General features: G+C 71.2%; 16 protein-coding genes. 4 read left to right on the forward strand and 12 right to left on the reverse strand.

Annotation, left to right across the window (positions count from 1 at the left end; all coding sequences use genetic code 11):
• Positions 1 to 33 precede the first annotated feature (33 nt).
• From ACIBI9_RS53140 to ACIBI9_RS53160, 5 genes are read right to left on the reverse strand one after another with little or no spacing between them, the layout of a single operon-like run.
• Positions 34 to 252, reverse strand: a complete 219-nt coding sequence (locus ACIBI9_RS53140) for a hypothetical protein (RefSeq protein ID WP_397235082.1) — start codon at positions 250 to 252, stop codon at positions 34 to 36.
• Positions 249 to 884, reverse strand: coding sequence for a DUF5947 family protein (locus ACIBI9_RS53145; RefSeq protein WP_397235083.1), 636 nt, complete (start codon positions 882 to 884; stop codon positions 249 to 251). Before ACIBI9_RS53145 ends, ACIBI9_RS53140 begins: the two co-directional genes overlap by 4 nt.
• Positions 881 to 1,336, reverse strand: coding sequence for a hypothetical protein (locus ACIBI9_RS53150; RefSeq protein WP_397235084.1), 456 nt, complete (start codon positions 1,334 to 1,336; stop codon positions 881 to 883). Before ACIBI9_RS53150 ends, ACIBI9_RS53145 begins: the two co-directional genes overlap by 4 nt.
• Positions 1,336 to 3,141, reverse strand: coding sequence for a nickel-dependent hydrogenase large subunit (locus tag ACIBI9_RS53155; protein WP_397235085.1), 1,806 nt, complete (start codon positions 3,139 to 3,141; stop codon positions 1,336 to 1,338). Before ACIBI9_RS53155 ends, ACIBI9_RS53150 begins: the two co-directional genes overlap by 1 nt.
• A gap of 16 nt (positions 3,142 to 3,157) precedes the next feature.
• Positions 3,158 to 4,204, reverse strand: a complete 1,047-nt coding sequence (locus tag ACIBI9_RS53160) for a hydrogenase expression protein HypE (RefSeq protein ID WP_397235086.1) — start codon at positions 4,202 to 4,204, stop codon at positions 3,158 to 3,160.
• 110 nt (positions 4,205 to 4,314) lie between these two features.
• On the opposite strand from ACIBI9_RS53160, the gene ACIBI9_RS53165 reads away from it, so the two are divergent.
• Complete coding sequence (locus ACIBI9_RS53165; RefSeq protein ID WP_397235087.1) at positions 4,315 to 4,836, forward strand: hypothetical protein; 522 nt, start codon at positions 4,315 to 4,317, stop codon at positions 4,834 to 4,836.
• On the opposite strand, the gene hypF is transcribed toward ACIBI9_RS53165, so the two are convergent.
• From hypF to ACIBI9_RS53185, 4 genes are all read right to left on the reverse strand, one after another.
• Positions 4,803 to 7,085 (reverse strand): carbamoyltransferase HypF, encoded by a 2,283-nt coding sequence (hypF, locus tag ACIBI9_RS53170; protein WP_397235088.1) that lies wholly within the window; start codon positions 7,083 to 7,085, stop codon positions 4,803 to 4,805. The genes ACIBI9_RS53165 and hypF overlap by 34 nt on opposite strands.
• Positions 7,086 to 7,147: 62 nt before the next feature.
• Positions 7,148 to 8,404: a cytochrome P450 gene (locus tag ACIBI9_RS53175; RefSeq protein ID WP_397235089.1), complete on the reverse strand. Its 1,257-nt coding sequence runs from the start codon at positions 8,402 to 8,404 to the stop codon at positions 7,148 to 7,150.
• Positions 8,405 to 8,439: 35 nt separating this feature from the next.
• Positions 8,440 to 10,047 (reverse strand): FAD-dependent oxidoreductase, encoded by a 1,608-nt coding sequence (locus tag ACIBI9_RS53180; RefSeq protein WP_397235090.1) that lies wholly within the window; start codon positions 10,045 to 10,047, stop codon positions 8,440 to 8,442.
• Positions 10,048 to 10,145: 98 nt separating this feature from the next.
• Positions 10,146 to 11,111, reverse strand: a complete 966-nt coding sequence (locus tag ACIBI9_RS53185; protein WP_397235091.1) for a phosphotransferase enzyme family protein — start codon at positions 11,109 to 11,111, stop codon at positions 10,146 to 10,148.
• 191 nt (positions 11,112 to 11,302) lie between these two features.
• Here ACIBI9_RS53185 and ACIBI9_RS53190 point away from each other — a divergent pair, with 191 nt between their 5' ends.
• Positions 11,303 to 13,081, forward strand: a complete 1,779-nt coding sequence (locus ACIBI9_RS53190) for a PA14 domain-containing protein (protein WP_397235092.1) — start codon at positions 11,303 to 11,305, stop codon at positions 13,079 to 13,081.
• A 24-nt stretch (positions 13,082 to 13,105) separates the two neighbouring features.
• Here the strand turns inward: ACIBI9_RS53190 and ACIBI9_RS53195 are convergent, their stop codons facing one another.
• A complete protein-coding gene (locus tag ACIBI9_RS53195) occupies positions 13,106 to 13,672 on the reverse strand; it encodes a TetR/AcrR family transcriptional regulator (RefSeq protein ID WP_397235093.1) in 567 nt (188 codons plus the stop codon).
• 81 nt (positions 13,673 to 13,753) lie between these two features.
• Between ACIBI9_RS53195 and ACIBI9_RS53200 the strand changes: the two genes are divergently transcribed.
• Entirely contained in the window at positions 13,754 to 14,164 is a 411-nt protein-coding gene (locus ACIBI9_RS53200; RefSeq protein WP_397235094.1) for an organic hydroperoxide resistance protein, read from the forward strand.
• On the opposite strand, the gene ACIBI9_RS53205 is transcribed toward ACIBI9_RS53200, so the two are convergent.
• Positions 14,154 to 14,867, reverse strand: a complete 714-nt coding sequence (locus ACIBI9_RS53205) for a TetR family transcriptional regulator (protein ID WP_397235095.1) — start codon at positions 14,865 to 14,867, stop codon at positions 14,154 to 14,156. The two genes, ACIBI9_RS53200 and ACIBI9_RS53205, sit on opposite strands and share 11 nt — an antisense overlap.
• Before the next feature lie 114 nt (positions 14,868 to 14,981).
• On the opposite strand from ACIBI9_RS53205, the gene ACIBI9_RS53210 reads away from it, so the two are divergent.
• Entirely contained in the window at positions 14,982 to 16,151 is a 1,170-nt protein-coding gene (locus tag ACIBI9_RS53210) for an acyl-CoA dehydrogenase family protein (protein ID WP_397235096.1), read from the forward strand.
• Positions 16,152 to 16,232: 81 nt separating this feature from the next.
• Here the strand turns inward: ACIBI9_RS53210 and ACIBI9_RS53215 are convergent, their stop codons facing one another.
• Positions 16,233 to 17,822 (reverse strand): sulfatase, encoded by a 1,590-nt coding sequence (locus ACIBI9_RS53215; protein WP_397235097.1) that lies wholly within the window; start codon positions 17,820 to 17,822, stop codon positions 16,233 to 16,235.
• Positions 17,823 to 18,955 lie beyond the last annotated feature (1,133 nt).

An 18,955-nucleotide genomic window follows, 5' to 3' on the forward strand; every position in this document is an offset into this window, starting at 1 on the left:
TCGTCATTGACGTCGCCATTGATGTCGACGGCATCACGCGGGCGACAGGTTGGGCATGTCGGGGTCGATCGGGTCGTGCATGCGGGGGTTGACGCCGGTCGAGCGCCTGGCCGTGGAGCGGCCGTCGGGCAAATGGCCCTTCTGCTTGCCGTAGCCGCCCGGCGCGTTGCCCTCGGCCACGCCCTTGACGTGGGAGGGGGCGTCGGGGCGCACGTCGCGCCGGCCGGTCTTGATCGTCGACTTCTTTTTCACGCTGGGCTCCTGTCGCTGCTGGTGGCCGGCACGGTGACGGACCGGCCGCCGAGGTCGGTGAAGAATCGGGTGATGTGCTCGCGTACGTCCTTGCCGCCCGTCAGCCCCCGCCAGTGCGCGCGGATGGCTCCGACGAGCGCGTAGCAGTCGTCCACCGGCGCGATCCAGGCTTCGCGGTCGACGAGCAGGGCCTCGACGTCCGGCTCCAGCTGCCGCAGCACCGGGTTGTCGCGCCGCAGCAGCTCCCAGGCGGTCCGGTCGGCGGGCGCCCGCACCGCCCCGGCCGGGCTCGGGTAGTAAAGGACCGGGTCACCGGTGTCCGAGTCGTGGATCAGGAACACCGTGCGCACCGGGGCCCGCAGGCGGGCCCAGGCCCCCTCGTCCAGGCGGAAGCCGCTCAGCCGCCAGCGGCGCTCGGGCACCAGCCGGTAGTGCCCGCCGCCGGCCGCCGCGTGGTCGAACAGCACCTGGCAGGCGCGGCACGCGCAGCGCAGCTCGCGCCCGGCCAGCTCCAGCAGGTGGCGGTGGACGGCCGGCAGCGGCTCGGCGCACAGCTCGCAGCGCTGGGTGCGCCGTTCTCGCCGGGCAGGCTCGACTGACTGCGCGGCGAGCCGGCGCAGCAGGCCCGTCATGGCACCGGCGCCCGCGAGGCGGGGCGGACGGTCAGGCTCTCGATCGGGATCAGGGCCGCGTCCGCGACCTCGATCTCGACCCGCTCGATCTCCGGGGCCGCCTCGCGTACCGCGTCCCGGAGGGCCGAGGCCGCCCCGGCCGCCGAGGAGCGGCAGCCGGACGGGCGTACGCGCAGCCGTACCAGGTCGCCTTCGACGGAGAGCAGGTCGGCGGCGCCGGCCAGGGCCTGCTCCACCCGGGTCCGCGTGTCCAGCGGGTGCAGATCGTGCAGCAGGAGCAGGGGCGAGACCAGCTCGTCGGCGCCCAGGCGCGCCGCCGCCTCCTCGCCCACGAGCGTCATGACCCGCGCCAGGCCCTCGCCGTACAGGCCGAGCACCTCCGCGACGAGCTCCGTGGCGGCCGAGTCGGCCTTGTCGAGCAGGGATTCGATCCTGCGGACGCGCTCGTTCATCAGCCGGAGACGCTCGCGCCGAAGGTGGGCGAGTGGACTTGCTTGAGCACCTTGCCGCCGCCGAGGTACATGTGCACGCCGCAGGGCAGGCACGGGTCGAAGCTGCGCACGGTACGCATGATGTCGATGCCCTTGAACGAGTCGGCGCCGTTCTCCTCGAAGATCGGCAGCCCCTGCACCGCGTCCTCGTACGGGCCCGGCGTGCCGTGCATGTCGCGCGGGCTGGCGTTCCACGGCGTCGGCGGGTACGGATGGTAGTTCGCGATCTTGCCCTCGCGGATCACCAGGTGGTGCGAGAGCACTCCGCGCACCGCCTCGTGGAAGCCGACCCCGATTGCCTCGTCCGGCACCTCGAAGTCGGTGAACACCTGCGTGCGTCCGGCCCTGACCTCGCCCATCGCCTGATCGAGGAAGTACAGTGCCATCGCCGCCGCGTACGCCACGAAATAGGCGCGGGCGCGGTTGCGCTCGATGGTGTTCGCCCAGCGCGGGATCCTCCACTCCAGCCGCGTCTCCGGGAGGGACGCGCTCTTGGGCAGGTTGATCTCGACGCTCTGGCCGGTGGCCCGCACCGTGCCGGTGTCGACGAGGCCGGCGAGCGCCGTGGTCCACAGCCGCGCCAGCGGGCCGCCGCCGGTGTCGAGCGCCAGATGGTCGCCGGTGCGCGAGTCGTACCAGCGGGGGCTCATCACCCAGCTGTAGTTCCCGTTCTCCAGGTCGCGCTTCTGCGGCTTGGGCAGGGTCGTCTGGTTCCACGGGTGGCGCTGGTCCACCGGGTTGCCCAGCGGGTCGTGGGTGACGAACGTCTCCTCGGCCTGCCAGTCGTCGTAGTAGGAGCTGCCCAGCATGATCCTGATGCCGAGGTTGATGTCCACGAGGTTCGTCGTGATCAGCTCGCCGTCCAGCACGATGCCCGGCGTGACGAACATCCGGCGGCCCCAGGCGTTCATGGTCCGGTAGTCGTAGTCGACCACCGCCGGGTCCTGGAACGCGCCCCAGCACCCGAGCATCACGCGCCGGCGGCCGACCTCCTCGTAGCCGGGCATCGCCTCGTAGAAGAAGTCGAAGAGGTCGTCGTTCAGCGGGACGGCCCTCTTGACGAAGTCGAGGACCTTCAGCAGCCGCACCATGTAGTCGGTGAACACCTGAGGGGTGGCCACGGTGCCCACGCCGCCGGGGTACAGCGTGGACGGGTGCACGTGCCGGCCCTCCATCAGGCAGCACATCTCCCTGGTGATCCGGCTCACCTGCAGCGCCTCGCGGTAGAGGTCACCGCTGAACGGGTTGCACGCGCGCATGATGTCGGCGATCGTCCGGTAGCCGTGGATCGCGGAGTTGGGCGCCTGCGTCGTCTCGGCCCGGCGCAGCAGGCTCGGGTTCGTCTCCTTGACCATCTGCTCGCAGTAGTCGACGAAGACGAGGTTGTCCTGGAAGAGCGTGTGGTCGAACATGTACTCGGCGGCTTCGCCCAGGTTGATGATCCACTCGCCCAGTGGCGGGGTCTTGATGCCGTACGCCATGTTCTGCGCGTAGATCGAGCAGACCGCATGGTTGTCGCCGCAGATGCCGCAGATGCGGCTGGTGATGAAGTGGGCGTCGCGCGGGTCCTTGCCCCTCATGAACACGCTGTAGCCGCGGAACAGCGACGACGTGCTCTTGCACTCGACGACCTCGCGGTTCTTGAAATCTATCTTCGTGTAGATGCCCAGGTTCCCGATGATCCTGGTGATCGGGTCCCAGGACATCTCCACGAGCTCGCGGGCCTCGCCCTTGAGCTTCTTCTCACCCGCCGTACGGATTGCCACCTCGCCGCTCTCCCTCTCAACCGTTTCCCCAGCGCGGGTCGAACCCGCTCGTCAGCCTGCGGCGGTTGTGGCGCCACTTCGGCTCCTTGTTCGCTGCCTTGTTGGTGATCGCGCGAAGCCTGCGGATCATCGCGCCGTACGCGCCGCTCATCGCGACCGAGACGGACGCGCCCGGGGGCTCGTCCATGAAGGGCATGAACTTGTCGGGGAAGCCGGGCATGGTGCAGGCGATGCAGATGCCGCCCACGTTCGGGCAGCCGCCGACGCCGTCCATCCAGCCGCGCTTGGTGACGTTGCAGTTGACCACCGGCCCCCAGCAGCCGACGCGCACGAGGCACTTGGGGGAGTTGTAGTCATGGGCGAAGTCGCCCTGCTCGTAGTAGCCGGCCCGGTCGCAGCCCTCGTGCACGGTCTTGCCGAACAGCCAGGTGGGACGCAGCATCTCGTCGAGCGGGATCATCGGCGCCATGCCCGCCGCCTGGTACAGCAGCCAGGTCAGCGTCTCGGTGAAGTTGTCCGGCTGGACGGGACAGCCGGGCACGTTGACGATGGGCAGCCCGCCCGCGGAGCGGAAGTCCCGCCCCAGGTAGTCGGACAGCCCCATGCACCCGGTCGGGTTGCCGGCCATGGCGTGGATGCCGCCGTACGTCGCGCAGGTGCCGATCGCGACCACGGCCCACGCCTTGGGCGCGAGCCGGTCGATCCACTGGTTGACCGTGATGGGCTGGCCGGTGGCCGGGTCGTTGCCCATGGACGTCCAGTAACCCTCGCCGTTGATCCTCTCGTTCGGGATGGAACCCTCGACCACGAAGATGAACGGGCCGAGCTCGCCCTGGTGGGCCCGGTGGAACGGGGCCATGAAGGCGTCGCCCGTCTCCGCGGCCAGCACCTTGTTGTGCAGGTGCACCTTGGGCAGTCCCGGTACGAGCCCGAGCAGGACGTCCTCCAGGCTCGGCAGCGTGGCGGCGGTGACCGAGACCGTGTCGCCGTCGCAGCTCATGCCCTCCGAGGTCCACAGGATGTGCACCTCGTCCAAGGCTTTCGGTGTTTGTGTGGTTGTCATGGCCCAAGCCCCCTTGTTGGCCTGTGTAGAGGTTTAGGCCCCCATATCGCTTGGTATCCGACCTGCGACTCTACGTAGCGGACATACCGTGATGACGGAGGTTGTAAACCATGACGCAGACCCTGCCGCCCCGTACCGGCACCCGTGATGAGCTGCGCGAACGCGTGTCCACCCGGCCCGCGCAGGTCCTGATCCGCGCCGCCGCGCGGGGAGCGATCGGCTCCATGGCGATGTCCGGGCTGCGGCAGTTCACGACGGCGATCGGCCTCGTGGCGAAGGTGCCGCCCGAGGCCGTGCTGGAGCGCACCGTCCCGCGGATCTTCCGCCGGGTGCACCACCGGCGACGCCCCGCGGTGGTGGAGCTGACGCACTGGGGATACGGCACGGCCGGAGGCGCGCTGTACGGGCTGCTGCCGTACGCGTTCCGCCGCCATCCCTGGGCGGGACCGGCCTACGGCGTGGCGTTCTGGCTCGCCTTCGAGGCGGCCATCGCGCCCGCCCTCGGCCTGCCGCGCCATCCCCGCACCACGCCGGAGCGCCTGGCACTGCTGGCCGACCACCTGCTGTACGGGGTCGTGGTCGGCGCCTCCCCGTGGCCTCACCGGGACGTGCCGGAAAGCCCCATGGAGTGACCTATGGACTGATCGCCGAACCGGTCCCGGGCGGCGGCGACGGCCACCTGGCCGAGGCTGATGCCGCCGTCGTTGGCCGGCACGCCGGAGTGGGTGAGCACCCGGAACCCGGCCCCGCCCAGCCGGTCCACCGTGCGCCGCAGCAGCAGCAGGTTCTGGAAGACGCCGCCGGACAGCGCGACCGTCGTCAGCCCCGTCCCGTCGCGCAGCATCCGGCAGCAGCGCACGATGAGATCGCCCACGCCGTTGTGGAAGCGGGCGGAGATGACCGGCACGCCGACGCCCGCGGCCAGATCCGCCACGGCGGCCCGTACCAGGTCCGAGCCGGCCACCACCAGCACGCCGCCGTCGCGCGAGACGGCCGCCGGGTAGCCGCCGCGCTCGCCGGGGTCGGCGAGCTGCTCCAGCTCGATCGCGGCCTGCCCCTCGTACGTGATGGCGTCGCGCACGCCGAGCAGCGCCGCCACGGCGTCGAACAGGCGGCCCGCGCTCGACGTCAGCGGTGCGGCCTGCCCGCCCCGCCGGGCCAGCGCGCTCACCTGCCGCCACCGCTGCCCGTTGCGCCGGGCCACGGCCAGCCCCTCGTCGTCGCCGTCCAGGTACGCGGCGGCCATCCGCCACGGCTGCCTGATCGCCGCGCTGCCGCCCGGCATCGGCACGGGCGCCAGATGCCCGGCCCGCTCGAACGTGACCAGGTCGGCCAGCAGGAACTCGCCGCCCCACAGCGTCCCGTCGAGGCCGTAGCCGAGCCCGTCGAACGCGACCCCGATCACCGGGCCGTGCTCGCCGTTGTCGGCCAGGCAGGCGGCGATGTGCGCGTGGTGGTGCTGGACGGCGACCAGCTCGACGTCCGGCAGGCCCAGGGCGTGCTTGGTGGACAGGTACTCCGGGTGCAGGTCGTGGGCCACCACCTCGGGACGCACGTCGAACAGCGCGGCGAAATGCTCGATCCCCTCGACGTACGACCGGAAGGTCTCGTAGTCCTCCAGGTCGCCGATGTGCGGCGAGACGAACGCGTGGCGCCCCTTCGCCAGGCAGAAGGTGTTCTTCAGCTCGGCGCCGCAGCCGAGGATCGGCCGGGGCGCCTCCCCGGCCAGCGTGAACGGGCGCGGGGCGTGGCCGCGCGAGCGCCGCACGGCCATCCCCTTGCCCCGGAAGGGCCGCACCACCGAGTCGTCGGCGCGCAGGTGGATCGGGCGGTCATGCGTGAGGAACGCGTCCGCGATGCCGCCGAGCCGCTCCAGGGCGTCGCGGTCGTCGTACGCGATGGGCTCGTCCGAGCGGTTGCCGCTGGTCAGCACGATCGGGGCGCCCACGTCGGCGAGCAGCAGGTGATGCAGCGGCGTGTACGGCAGCATCAACCCGAGCTGGCGGCTGCCCGGCGCGACCGCCCCGGCCACCGCCGCGTCCGGGAGGCGCGGAAGCAGGACGACCGGCCGGGCGCGATCGGTCAGGAGCGCGGCGCCGGCCTCGTCCACCTCGCACAGCCGCCGGGCCGCGGCCAGGTCGGCGACCATGACCGCGAACGGCTTGTCCTCGCGCTGCTTGCGCCGCCGCAGCTCGGCGGCGGCGCCCTCGTCGCCGGCCGGCACCGACAGGTGGTAGCCGCCGAGTCCCTTCACCGCCAGCACCCCGCCCTGGCGCAGCACCTCTACGGCGCCGGCCAGTGGGTCGCCCGCCGCGCCGACGAGTCCGAGCGTGGGACCGCACGCCGGGCAGCAGATGGGCTGCGCGTGGAAGCGCCGGTCGGCCGGATCGTGGTACTCGGCCAGGCAGCCCTCGCACATGGCGAACCCCGCCATCGTGGTCAGCGGCCGGTCGTACGGCATCGCCCGCACGATCGTCAGCCTCGGCCCGCAGTTGACGCAGTTGACGAACGGGTAGCGGTAGCGCCGGTCGGCGGGGTCGGCCAGCTCCGCCAGGCAGTCGGCGCAGGTCGCGATGTCGGGCGACACCAGCGTGCGTGACGCCCCCGACGGGTCGCTCGCGACGATCTCGAACCGGCCGTCCGCGCGCACTGTACGGGAGGCGACGGTCACCCGCTCGATCGCGGCCAGCGGGGGCGCGTCGCGCTCCAGCCGTACCAGGAACTCCGCGATCTGGCCGCGCCCGCCCTCCAGCTCGACGAAGACGCCGTGCGCGTCGTTGCCCACCCGGCCGGCCAGCCCGAGCCGCGTGGCCAGCCCGTGCACGAACGGCCGGAACCCCACCCCCTGAACGACGCCCTCGACCCGGACCCGCACCCCCATCGGGCCAGTCTGCAACGAGAACGGCCCGGACTGAATCACCTCGTCGGCGAGGCGTGGATCGCTCAGGCCGGGAGGAGGCCGTCGAACTCCACGTAGAGGTGCCGGGGCCCGCGCAGGCCCGGGTTCGGCCGGTACGGCGGCGGGTCGCCGGCCAGGCGCGGATTGACCAGCCGCCGCGCGAGCTCGCCCAGCGCGAGCTGCGTCTCCAGCCGGGCCAGCGGGGCGCCGAAGCAGTAGTGGATGCCGCTGCCGAAGCCGAGGTGCTGGTTGTCCTGCCGGTCGGGGTCGAAGCGGTCGGCATCGGGGAAACGGGCGGGGTCACGGCTGCCGGCGGCGAGCACGAGGCTGATGACGGAGCCCTTCGGGATCGTCGTGCCCGCGATGTCGATGTCGGCCAGCGCGGAGCGCCGGAGGCTGAGCATCTGCACCGGCGGCTCGAAGCGGAGCAGCTCCTCGACCGTCCCGACGACCAGATCGGGCTCGTGGCGCAGCCGGTCCAGCACGCGGGGATTGCGCAGCAGGGTGAGCACGCCGTTGGCGACGAGGTTGACGGTGGTCTCGTGGCCGGCGACGAGCAGCGTCGAGGCGGCGCTCAGCAGCTCGTCCAGTCGCAGGTCGATGGCGGGGTCGGTGACGATGGCCGAGAGCAGGTCGTCGCCCGGCCGCCGCCGGTGGGCGTCCACCAGCTCTTTCATGTACGTGCCGAGCTCCGTCCTGACCTCCATGTTCCGCCGCTCCCGCTCGCCGATGGTCCCGGTCGTCGGGTCGACGGTCTCGATGATGGCCTGCGACCACCGGTGGAAGCGGGGCTCGTCCTCGCGGGGCACGCCCAGCAGCTCGCAGATCACCGTGACCGGCATCGGATAGGCGAAGTCCTCGACGATGTCGACCCGGGTCTTCCCGGCGAACCCGTCGATCAGGTCCGTGACGATCCGCGTGATCCGCGGTGCCATGCCGTCGACCCGGCCGGGGGAGTGGGGCGGCCCGAAGTGCCGCATCATCATGGACCGGATCCGGTCGTGGTCCGGCGGGTCGAGCCTGATGAAGGACGACGGCAGCGCCGTCCCCGACTCCCGCTCGGCGGCGATCTCGGGGATGTTGCGGACGTCGGAGCTGACGCGGGGGTCGTGCAGCAGCGCGACGATCTCCCGGTAGCCGCTGACCACGTAGCTGCCGTCCGGCTGCCGGGCCACCGGGGTCCTGCGGAGCTCGCCGTAGAGCGGGTACGGATCGGCGCGGTTGGCGTGGTCGAGGATCTGCTCGTAGACGCTTGCCGCTGCCAATTCCTCTGCCACTTCCGCTGCCACTTCCTCTGTCACGATGACGGCTCCCTGATGTGCTGGCTCGGTGTGGGTCAGTGCCGCGGCTGCAGCGTGACGCGCCGCTCGTCCGGGTTGTGGCCGGTCAGCACCACGGTCGCGCCGTAGGCGGGGGAGACCCGCTGCGGCACGTCGGCCGGCATGACCTGGACGCCGTCGGGCCGTCCGACCATGCCGGGGCCGGGCGGGAACGGCGCGGCCCGCTCGATCTGCGCCTGGTAGAAGTCGAGCCACATCGCCTGGTCGAAGGCGACCGCGGCCGTGATGCGGCCCCGGTTGCCGTAGACGGCGACGAAGCGGCGCTCGGCGACCGAGCCCTGCGCGATGACGACCTCGTCGGCGAAGGTCGGCACCCCGACGGACTTGATGTTGACGCCGAACTGGGCGGACCAGAAGACCGGCAGGGACACGTGCGGCCAGCGGTCGCTCTCGGCGCTGATCATGTTGTGCGCCGCGACCTGGGCCTGGGTCACCGCGTTGCCCCAGTGTTCGAGCGACAGGAACTGGTACTCGTACACCGGGTGCGGGAAGCGCGCCACGTCGCCGGCGACGAAGACGTTGTCGGTGACCAGGGCGTTGACGTCGAACGCGCGGCAGCCCGCGTCGCAGGCGATGCCCCACACCCCGGCGGCCAGCCCGGAGCCCTCCAGCCATTCGACGTTGCGCTCCGCGCCCAGCGCCGCCACCGCCACGTCCACGTCGAGCGTGGTGCCGTCGGACAGGCGCGCGCGGCGCAGGCGCCCCTCCCCGTCTCCTTCGAGCGCCTCGACGCTGACCTCGCAGCGCAGGTCCACGCCGTGATCGCGCTGCATGTCCGCCGCGATCGCCCCGATCGTCCCGCCCAGCGCGCCGACCAGCGGCGCCTTCCCGCGCTCGGTGACGGTGACGTCCAGGCCCAGCTCACGGCAGACGGAGGCGATCTCCGACCCGGTGAAGCCGGCGCCGATGATCAGCACGCGCCCGGGGCCCGCGGCCAGCCGCTCCCGCAGCCGGGCCGCGTCGTCGTTGGTACGCAGCAGGAACACCCCGTCCAGGGCGGCCTCCTGCGGGTTCGGCCAGGGCCGGGCGCGCGCTCCCGTGGCGATCAGCAGGCGGTCGAAGTCCACCTTCCGGCCGTCCGCGAGGCGAACCTGCCTGGCCGCCAGGTCCAGTCCGGTCGCCGCCTGCCCGAGCAGCCATTCGGCCTCGAACTCGGCCCGCCGGGGCAGCGCGGTGTCGTCGGCGGCCACTTGCCCGGTCAGGACCTGCTTGGACAGCGGCGGCCGGTCGTACGGCTCGTACGGCTCCGCGCTGATCAGGGTCAGCGAACCGGCGTAACCCTCCCTGCGCAGCGTCGCCGCCGCCCGCAGCCCGGCCAGCGAGGCGCCCACGATGACGATGCGGCCGACCTCCACGGGCCTCTTGCCGTTCACAGGCCTGGGCGGGGCGGCCTTCGCGGGCCTTCCGAGCGTGTGGACCTGGTCGACCACCAGGGCCTGGACCGGGCAGGCCGCGGCGGCGCGCAGGACGCGGGTGCGCTCGGAGTCGTCCGGGTGGAGCTCGTACATGAGGGCTTCGGAACGGCGCATCGCGAAGACATCCGGCGCGAGGAAGGCGCACTGCCCGTAGCCCTCGCAGCGGGTGAGATCAACGACGACTCTCATCTGGCTGGCCCTCTTCGCTACGTAGTGTGTTGATTACTGTAAGTAATCATGGGATGGCATACCCATTGCGGTCATAGCCACACCAACCGCCCGCGGAGTCAGTGGGAGGCGGTCAGCGCCAGCACGTCCGCGAGCTGGCGTGGTGTCGGCAGGATGCGCAGGGCCTCGTCGATCTCGCGTTCCGCCCACTCGCGGTGCCGCGGCTCTGCCGTCGGGTCCAGTGCGATGCGGGTCTGAACCAGCAGGAAGTTCAGGCGGCTCGCCAGCAGCATCGAGAAGTCCGCCGGCTCCGTGATGCGGCCCGGCCCGCCGGCACGCACGTAGGCCTCGTACATGGCCCGCATGGCGTCGAGGTCCGCGTCCGGGCCGTCGCAGAACCAGTCGAACAGCGCCCCGGCCAGCTCCCGCCCCGGCGCGGCCGGCCCGAGGTTGTCCCAGTCGACGACCACCAGCGTGCCCGCGGGGTCGGCCAGCACGTTCTCCGGGTGCAGGTCGCGGTGGCAGACGATGAGGTCGGCGGGATCGGCCGGCGCGACCGCCGCGCACAGCTCGGGCAGCGTCGCCACCCGGTCGGCCAGCCGCCCGGCCCAGGCCGCGTCCGTCTGCCACTCGTGCTCGGCGGGGACCTGGTGGTACCAGGCGGCGGGCGGCCCGCCGTCGGCCTCCGCCGTCGCGGCGGGAGCGCATCGGTGCAGGCGCGCCAGCAGCGCCCCGAGCTCGCGTGGCGTGGCCCGCGCCGCGAGATCGACCGGCCGCAGGTCCACCCAGTCGTACAGGCGCAGCCACGTCCCGCCGGGCGCGCTCAGCAGGTGGCGGCCCTCGCGGTCGGGGTGGCTGGCCGGCAGCCGCACCCCCGCCTCGGCCGCCCGCCGCGCGAACGCCAGCTCTGCCTCGATCAACGCCTCCGACGGCGGCTCGCCGAAGATCTCCTTCAGCGCGTACCGCGCCGGGCCCACCTCCAGCCGCCAGATCTGCCCCAGCGCACCCCGCGGCCCGGCCGACACCACGATGTCGGCGTCCCACCCGAACGCCTCGCGCACATGCGCGACCAGTTCCGTGACCACGCTCACCCCTCCGCGGCGAGATCCGTGCGCCCCAGTATGAACCGCGCGCACGCCTCGCCGGCAAGCCCGCGCCCGGCACGCTGAGGCTGGGCGACCGCACACCGTCACGCCCGCCACAGCGGCGTTCACTCGGTTGTCATCCGTATATGTCATGATCCACGAGTTCTCACGGATCTTGTGACAGGAGAAGGATGACTGCATTAGCGCGCCGCGCGCTCCGCGCCGCTCTCGCGGGCGGCCTGGCCGCGGCCGTGGCGATCTGGCCGGTGGCGGCACCCGCGGAGGCGGCCGTTGCCGCCGCCGTCTCGGTGGACTTCACCAAGCCGGTTCGTACGCTGTCCGCCGGCGACTACGGTGTCGGCATCACCGGGTACGGCGAGGGCTCGTACATCACGAACGACTCCCGGCACCGCGAAAACCTGCGCAACCTCAAAGCGGGCCGGATGCGCATAGAGCTGCACTACCAGGAGCCGGGCAACCACTCCAGCCCGATCGTGTGCGGCGGGTACAAGTGCGACACGACCATCACGGGTGACGCCTGGATCGCGGCCATCCGCGACCTGGGCGCCGAGCCGGTCGTCATCCTCCAGGTGGACGGCCGCCAGACCGCCGAGGTGAACCGGGACGACGCGGTCGCCCTCTACCGGCACTTCGCCGCTTCGGGCACGCCGGTGCGGCGCTTCATTCTGGGCAATGAGCTCAACTGCACCTGCACCCCAGAAAAGCCGGAAATGTCGGCATCTGAGTACAGCCGGCGCTTCAACCTGATCACCGACGCCCTCGACGCCGTGGACTCCGCGGTCCGCGTCGGCGGCCCCGCCACGGCCTGGAACGACCTGCCGTACATCAGGACGTTCCTGGAGGGATCGCGGGACCGGGTCGACTTCCTCGACTACCACGACTACGGCAACGGCCAGGACCCGATCACCGACGAGGACCTCCTGGGCGCCGCCATCCGCAGCTACGAGACGGACCTGAAGGAGGTCGGCGCGCTGGCCGAGTCCGTGCTCGGCCGCAAGATCGACCTTCAGATCGGCGAGTTCAACTCCGACTTCGACGACCCCGACGGCCACCGTACGCTGACCCACTTCAACACGCTGTGGGGCGCGGCGGCGCTGGGCCAGATCCTGCACGCGGGAGCCGCCGCCTACCAGTACGGCGACAAGAACGGCCAGCTCGGCCTGACCAGCACGAAGGGCGAGGGCGGCATCCAGCGCAGTGAGCCGCTGCCGATCTACCACGGCATCGGCATGTTCACCGGCGAGGGCCTGTTCCGCCCGTTCGGCACGACCATGGTGCAGGCGACGGCCGACACCGACCAGCTGTACGCGTTCGCCTCGGACTCGGCCAGGAACGTCGTCCTGGTCAACGTCGGCGCCCAGCCGCTGGAGACCAAGCTCACATTCACCGGCCTGACGGCGGGCACCGCCGCCATCTGGCAGAGCACCTCCGACGCGTGGGCCCCGCACCGCACCGGCACGGCCGCCATCGCGGGCGGCGCCGCGACGCTCACGCTCCCCGCGGGCTCGGCCACGACCCTGGTCATCGACCAGCAGGGCCTGTCCGCGACCTACTTCGACAACGCCGACCTGACCGCGCCCAAGCTGACCCGGATCGACCCGGCGGTGGACTTCGACTGGGGCGCGAACGCCCCCGACCCGGCCGTCTCCGCCGACACGTTCAGTGTGCGGTGGACGGGCAAGGTGATCGCCGAGCGCGCCGAGACGTACACGTTCATCACCACGAGCGACGACGGCGTGCGGCTCTGGGTGGACGGCACGCTCCTCGTGGACAACTGGACGGATCACTCCAAGCGCGACGACAGCGGCCAGATCGCGCTGAGCGCCGGGGCGCACGACATCAAGATGGAGTTCTACGACAGCGGCTACGACGCCATCGCCCAGCTCCACTGGTCCAGCCCCACCGTACAGCGGCAGATCATCCCCACGGCGAACCTGCTCGCCGGCTGAGCCTGTGAGCCCCCGGCCGGGGGCTCACAGCACCCTGGCGAGCGCCTCCTGGACGGCGGCCCGGACCGTGGCGGGATCGTCGAGGTCGAAGCCGACCACGAGCCCGTCCCTGAGCAGCAGGAGGATGTCGGCGGTCCGCTCCGGGTCGGGGTGGCCGTCGGCGGCCAGGAGGTCGCGGTAGAGGCCACGGACCCAGCGGCGATATTCGTTGATGGCCTGCCGTACGGGGTGGTCGGGGTCGGGATACTCGGCCGCCGTGTTGACGAACGGGCAGCCGCGATAGCTGGTGCCCGCGCCGAACTCGCACATGTAGGCGAAGATCTCCAGCAGCTTCTCGCGCGGCGAGGCGGCCCGCAGAGTCGTGACCAGGGTGCGCTGCAGCGAGGTCTGCTGGACCACGTAGGCGCGGACGAGGTCGTCCTTGCCCGGGAAGTGGTGGTAGAAGGTCGCCTTGGCGACGCCCGCCTCGGCGATGATCCGGTCGATCCCGACCGAGTGGACGCCCTCCGTGTAGAACAGGCGCGTCGCGGTCTCGAGGACGCGTTCGCGTGCCGGGCTGGGGCGACGGCCCTCCAACGTTTCTGCGCTCACCAGTTGACGATACCAGACAGACCTGTCTACTCTCATGTTCAGCGGCAGACAGACAGGTCTGTCTTAACGAAGGGCAACGCCATGAGCATCTACACCGCCATCGCCACCTCCGCCGGACGCGACGCCCGCGCGGTCTCCTCGGACGGAAAGCTGGACGTCAAGCTGGCCATGCAGAAGGAGCTGGGCGGCGACGGCGAGGGCACCAACCCCGAGCAGCTCTTCGCCGCCGGCTACGCCGCCTGCTTCGCCTCGGCGATGCGGCTCGTGGGCGCGCAGCAGAAGCTCGACGTCTCGGACGCGTCGGTCACGGCCGAGGTCGGCCTGTCGCCCAACGGCAAGGGCGGCTTCCAGCTCGACGCCACGCTCCGGGTCGAGCTGCCCGACTCCATCGCGCCGGAGGCGGCCCGGGCGCTCGTCGAGGCCACCCACCAGGTGTGCCCCTACTCCAACGCCACCCGCGGCAACATCCCCGTCAACCTGGTCATCGAGTAGCCGGATCGTCGGGGCGGCGGGCGACGGCCTCGATCTCCTCGGCGATCTTCCACAGCGGCGTGCGGCGGGTGGTGAGCACGACCATGACCTCGTCCGCGGCGGCCTCGGCCTCGAGGCCGTCCACCCAGGGGCCGAGGGCCTTGGTCACCTCGGAGATCGCCGCCGCGAGCCGCGCGCGTACGTCCCCTTGGCCGCCGGACCGCAGCCAGCCGCGCAGCACGTGGTTGTGCGTGGCCACCACGGCGGCGGAGGCGACCTCATGGCGCAGCCGGAACTGCTGCCCGCCGTCCTCCGCGCGGCGGCCGTCCATGTAGCCGACGAAGGCCCGCTGGTAGCGGCTGATGGCGGCGATCTCCCACTCGCGCAGCGCCGGCACCCGCCGCGTCAGCTCGTACCGCCTGACGGCCGTCTCCGGGTCCTCGGCGTACATGTCCAGGACGATCCCGGCGGCGTCGGCGATCACGAGGAGCGGCGAGCGCAGCGGAGAGGCCGCCTGGAGGAACTCCGTCACCCGCCCCAGGCACGCGTCGTGGTCGGGGAGGATCGCGTCCTCCTTCGTGCGGAAGTGCCGGAAGAACGTCCGCCTGGCCACTCCGGCGGCCTTGGCGATCTCGTCCACCGTGGTCGCGTCGAACCCGGCATCAAGGGACAGGCTGATGGCCGCGGACATCAACTCCCGGCGCGCGTCTCGCCTCGCGGACATCTGCTCCCTTCCATCCGCCTATGGGGTGCTTCACCGTACACCCGCTCTGGCGTCATGTCACTCAGTGCCTTATCTTAAGTCACTTAGTGCCTGTCCTTGAGTTGGGAGAAGCGAATGAGCCTGGCCGGCCACCTGCACGACGTGGCGGAGGAGTACCCCATGCTCCGCGAGGCGATCAGGGCCCTCGCCGAGGAGAAGATCGCCCCGCGCGCCGCCGCCGCGGACGAGAACGAGGAGTTCCCCTGGGAGGTCTACAAGGACCTCGTCGCGGCCGACTTCCACGCCGTGCACATCCCTGAGCAGTACGGGGGCGCCGGGGCGGACGCGCTGGCCACGGTGATCGTCATCGAGGAGGTCGCCCGCGCCTGCGCCTCGTCCTCCCTCATCCCGGCCGTCAACAAGCTCGGCACGGTCCCGCTCCTGCTGTCGGCCTCGGAGGAGCTGAAGTCCCGCTACCTGACCGCGGTGGCCGGCGGCGAGGCGATGTTCTCGTACGCGCTGAGCGAGCCGGAGGCGGGCTCGGACGCGGCGTCGATGAAGACCCGGGCGGTCCGGGACGGCGACGACTACGTCCTCAACGGCACCAAAATGTGGATCACCAACGCCGGTGTGTCGGAGTACTACACCGTGATGGCGGTGACGGACCCCTCAGCCGGGGCGCGCGGAATCTCCGCCTTCGTCGTCGAAAAGTCCGATGAGGGCGTCTCCTTCGGCCCCAAGGAGAAGAAGCTCGGCATCAAGGGCTCACCCACCCGCCAGGTGATCCTGGAGGACGTCCGCATCCCCGCCTGGCGCATGATCGGCGCGCCGGGCACCGGCTTCAAGACCGCCCTGGCCACCCTCGACCACACCCGCGTCACCATCGCCGCCCAGGCCCTCGGCATCGCCCAGGGCGCCCTCGACTACGCGATCGGCTACGTCAAGGAGCGCCGCCAGTTCGGCCGCCCGATCGCCGACTTCCAGGGCCTGCAGTTCATGATCGCCGACATGGCCATGAAACTGGAGGCGGCCAGGCAGCTCACGTACACGGCCGCGGGCATGTCGGAGACGGCCATGCGCGGGACCCCGGTCAAGGAGCTGACCTTCTTCTCCAGCGCCGCCAAGTGCGCCGCCTCCGACGCCGCCATGGAGATCACCACGGACGCGGTGCAACTGCTCGGGGGGTACGGGTACACGCGGGACTACCCGGTGGAGCGGATGATGCGCGACGCCAAGATCACCCAGATCTACGAGGGCACCAACCAGATCCAGCGCCTGGTCATGGCCAGGCAGTTGCTGAAGTAGGGGTTGACGTGCGGAAGCCCGGCACTTCCCGGATGGCGGGCGGGGACGACTGACCCGGATCGCACGTCTGACCGGGCCAAGTCAGAGCCGGGCCGCCGTCCAGCAGTCCGGCGCGCCAGGTTTCCCGCATCCCGCCAGCGCGTCGAGGACCTTGCCCAGGTCGGAAGTCCTGGCGTTGCCGGGGTCATTGGACTCCTGGTTCGGATCCGCCACCGTGTCGTAGTACTCGGGCTCCGCCTCGCCCTCGTACTCCACGTACAGCTCTCCGGCGGTGCGCACCGCCGCGTAGCCAGGCGGCTGTGAGTTCCCCGCCTGGAGCGGCTCGGCATCGGGGTCCGGCTCGCCTGGCGCGGCCGGGTCGGGCTTGACATGCTCGATCAGCGCCGCCCTCCGCCAGTCCTTCACCTTGTGGCCCTGGATGAGCGGCAGCAGGCTGCGCCCGTCGCGGCTGTCACGGGTGGCCGCGCCGACCCCGGCCATGTCGAGGAAGGTGGCGAACAGGTCGACGTTCTGGGCGATGGCGCCGGTCACCAGGTTGCCGTGCCGTCCTGCCGTAGGCCGTTTGACCAGCAGCGGCACCCGAACGTCGTGGTCGTAGGCGGTGGACTTGCCGCGTACGAGACGGTGCTGGCCTAGATGGAAGCCATTGTCGCTGGTGAACACCACATACGTGTTGCGCTTCTCAGCGTCCGTCAGCGTGGAAAGGACACGCGCCACCATGTCGTCCACCGACTGCACCATGCGGATCCGGTCGCGGAAGTCCTTGCGCAGCTCCTTGACCAGCGCGGGGGCGAGCGGAGCGCGGCGTACCCACGAAGGCTTGTCGGCGGTGTCCTCATTGAACGCCGGCAAAGTGCTGACGTCGATGCCGTTGCAGTCGGGCCCGCCGCAGTCGCCGTGCGGGAACTCCCCGGCCGGGAACTGGGTCTTGGGCCGGTCGCGGCGCGCGGGCGGGAAGCGCGGCTCCTTGTCGCCCGGCTTGGCGCCGATCCTGGAGTGCGGCGCGAACGGCGAAACCTGCAGGAAGAACGGCCGGCCCGCGGCGCGCTCGCGCGAGCGCTCGATGAAGTCCGTGGCCCGCTGGGCAAGCTCGTCCACGAGGTACGTGCCGTCGGAGGTGTCCAGGCCCGGAGTCTCCCCCTTGACGTAGCGGGTGAGCTGGTACTTGAACTCGCTGTAACCGCCGCCGGACGCCACATGCCACTCGTCCCAGCCGGGTGGGACGTGGTAATCGGCGCCCACCGGATACTCGTTGATGTACTTGCCGAGATAGCCCGTGCGGTATCCGGCCTGTTCCAGCGAGACGGCGTAGGTCCTGGACTCGTGCGGCGCGAACGCCTTGTAGCCCCCGTGATCGGAGTTCTTGTTCGTGGCCACGCCGGTGTTGTGCGGGAACTGGCCGGTGAACATCGAGGCGCGTGACGGGCAGCACAGCGAGTTGGACACGTAGTAATTGCTGAACGTCGTGCCGTCGTCGGCCAGGCCGCGCACGGTGTCCATGTATGCGAGCAGGTCGGCGGACATGTCGTCAACGAGGAAGAAGATGATGTTCGGCCGCTGTGGCTTGGCGACCGTGACCGTCCCTGCGCTCGCCTGCGAGACCAGGCTCAGGCTGAGGAGAAGCGCGGTGGCCACCGCTAAGGCTCTGCGGATATGTCGGGTCATCGCCATGACCGCCTTCTTTACAACGTTCGAAGATGAGGGTGGAACGCAGGCTAATAGCGCTCAATACGGCCGATCAACCGATCGATCCTTAAGGCTTCCTGGCAAAGTGAGCGGCGTGTCAGCCAGGTCGTCAGGAGGACCCCGCGTGCCCTGCCCCACCCTTCGGGACGGCGGATCCGGGTCGGGGCCTCGCTGCCGCCGGACTGGTGTGACCGGGGTCAGGTCGGCGCGGGTACCGGCCGGGCCTCCGCCCGCGCGATCCGCGCCTTGACGTCGCGGAAGTGCAGTCGCATCGCCTCCCGTGCGGCCTCGGCGTCCCGAGCGCGCGCAGGTGTGCCCGGCTTGTCAAAACCGCGTGTCCGGTGCCAGAACTGGCACGGGGCAGTTGACCTGCGCCTTCCGGGCTCGGCTGTTGTGCGGTCGGGAGATGCCGGATCTCAACGCCGTGCCGGCACCGGGCGGCGCGCCGGTCGCCGATCCGCAGCACGGGCGCCAGGGCCTCCCGCGTAACACCGGCGTCGCGGGCGGCCTGGACTGGATCAGGTCGGGGTCGACGCCGACCGCCCCTTCGGCCCGTAAGCCGGCCAGAGCGCCTTCGACCGTGACGAGCTGCGGGCGGTCGTCGTCCGTGAGGGGGACGCCCGAAGCCATCTTCGCCACATCGGCCGGTCCCCACCCGTGTCATCAGTGGAACTCGCCCGTGTCGACGACGTTCACGCTCGTGCCCGTCCAGCAACCGAGTGGCGTTGTCGGCGAACAGCTCCGCGACGGCCGCCTCCTCGTCAACCGCGAGGGCCGCGGTGTGGCGGCGACCTCATCCAGCGCCACTACGCCGCGCCCCCCAACTGGGTGCTGAGCAACCACGACAGGCCCCGACTGGGAGGCGACGCCGTCACACGCCGGATCCACGCCCGACGACGTCGAGCCGTGGCTGCCCATACCCGGATGGGCGGGACGGTTCAGCGTCGAGAGCCAGGAGCTCGACCCCCGCCCCTCTCCCTCGTCCGGGAACTCCTGAAGCTCCGGCGAGAGCTGGCCGCGCTGCGTCAGGCGGCATCACCGTGCTCTCCGCCCACCCGGACCATCTCGCATACCTCCGCGGCGACGGCGAGAAGTCACTCCTCGTGGCGGTGAACCTG

The organism is Nonomuraea sp. NPDC050451, from assembly GCF_044458585.1.

What these genes read in the sequence shown, in the direction of transcription:
- ACIBI9_RS53145 (WP_397235083.1), bottom strand. Translation starts at nt 884, where the DNA reads ATGACGGGCCTGCTGCGCCGGCTCGCCGCGCAGTCAGTCGAGCCTGCC.
- ACIBI9_RS53150 (WP_397235084.1), bottom strand. Translation starts at nt 1,336, where the DNA reads ATGAACGAGCGCGTCCGCAGGATCGAATCCCTGCTCGACAAGGCCGAC.
- ACIBI9_RS53160 (WP_397235086.1), bottom strand. Translation starts at nt 4,204, where the DNA reads ATGACAACCACACAAACACCGAAAGCCTTGGACGAGGTGCACATCCTG.
- ACIBI9_RS53165 (WP_397235087.1), top strand. Translation starts at nt 4,315, where the DNA reads ATGACGCAGACCCTGCCGCCCCGTACCGGCACCCGTGATGAGCTGCGC.
- hypF (WP_397235088.1), bottom strand. Translation starts at nt 7,085, where the DNA reads ATGGGGGTGCGGGTCCGGGTCGAGGGCGTCGTTCAGGGGGTGGGGTTC.
- ACIBI9_RS53180 (WP_397235090.1), bottom strand. Translation starts at nt 10,047, where the DNA reads ATGAGAGTCGTCGTTGATCTCACCCGCTGCGAGGGCTACGGGCAGTGC.
- ACIBI9_RS53190 (WP_397235092.1), top strand. Translation starts at nt 11,303, where the DNA reads ATGACTGCATTAGCGCGCCGCGCGCTCCGCGCCGCTCTCGCGGGCGGC.
- ACIBI9_RS53200 (WP_397235094.1), top strand. Translation starts at nt 13,754, where the DNA reads ATGAGCATCTACACCGCCATCGCCACCTCCGCCGGACGCGACGCCCGC.
- ACIBI9_RS53205 (WP_397235095.1), bottom strand. Translation starts at nt 14,867, where the DNA reads ATGTCCGCGAGGCGAGACGCGCGCCGGGAGTTGATGTCCGCGGCCATC.
- ACIBI9_RS53210 (WP_397235096.1), top strand. Translation starts at nt 14,982, where the DNA reads ATGAGCCTGGCCGGCCACCTGCACGACGTGGCGGAGGAGTACCCCATG.
- ACIBI9_RS53215 (WP_397235097.1), bottom strand. Translation starts at nt 17,822, where the DNA reads ATGGCGATGACCCGACATATCCGCAGAGCCTTAGCGGTGGCCACCGCG.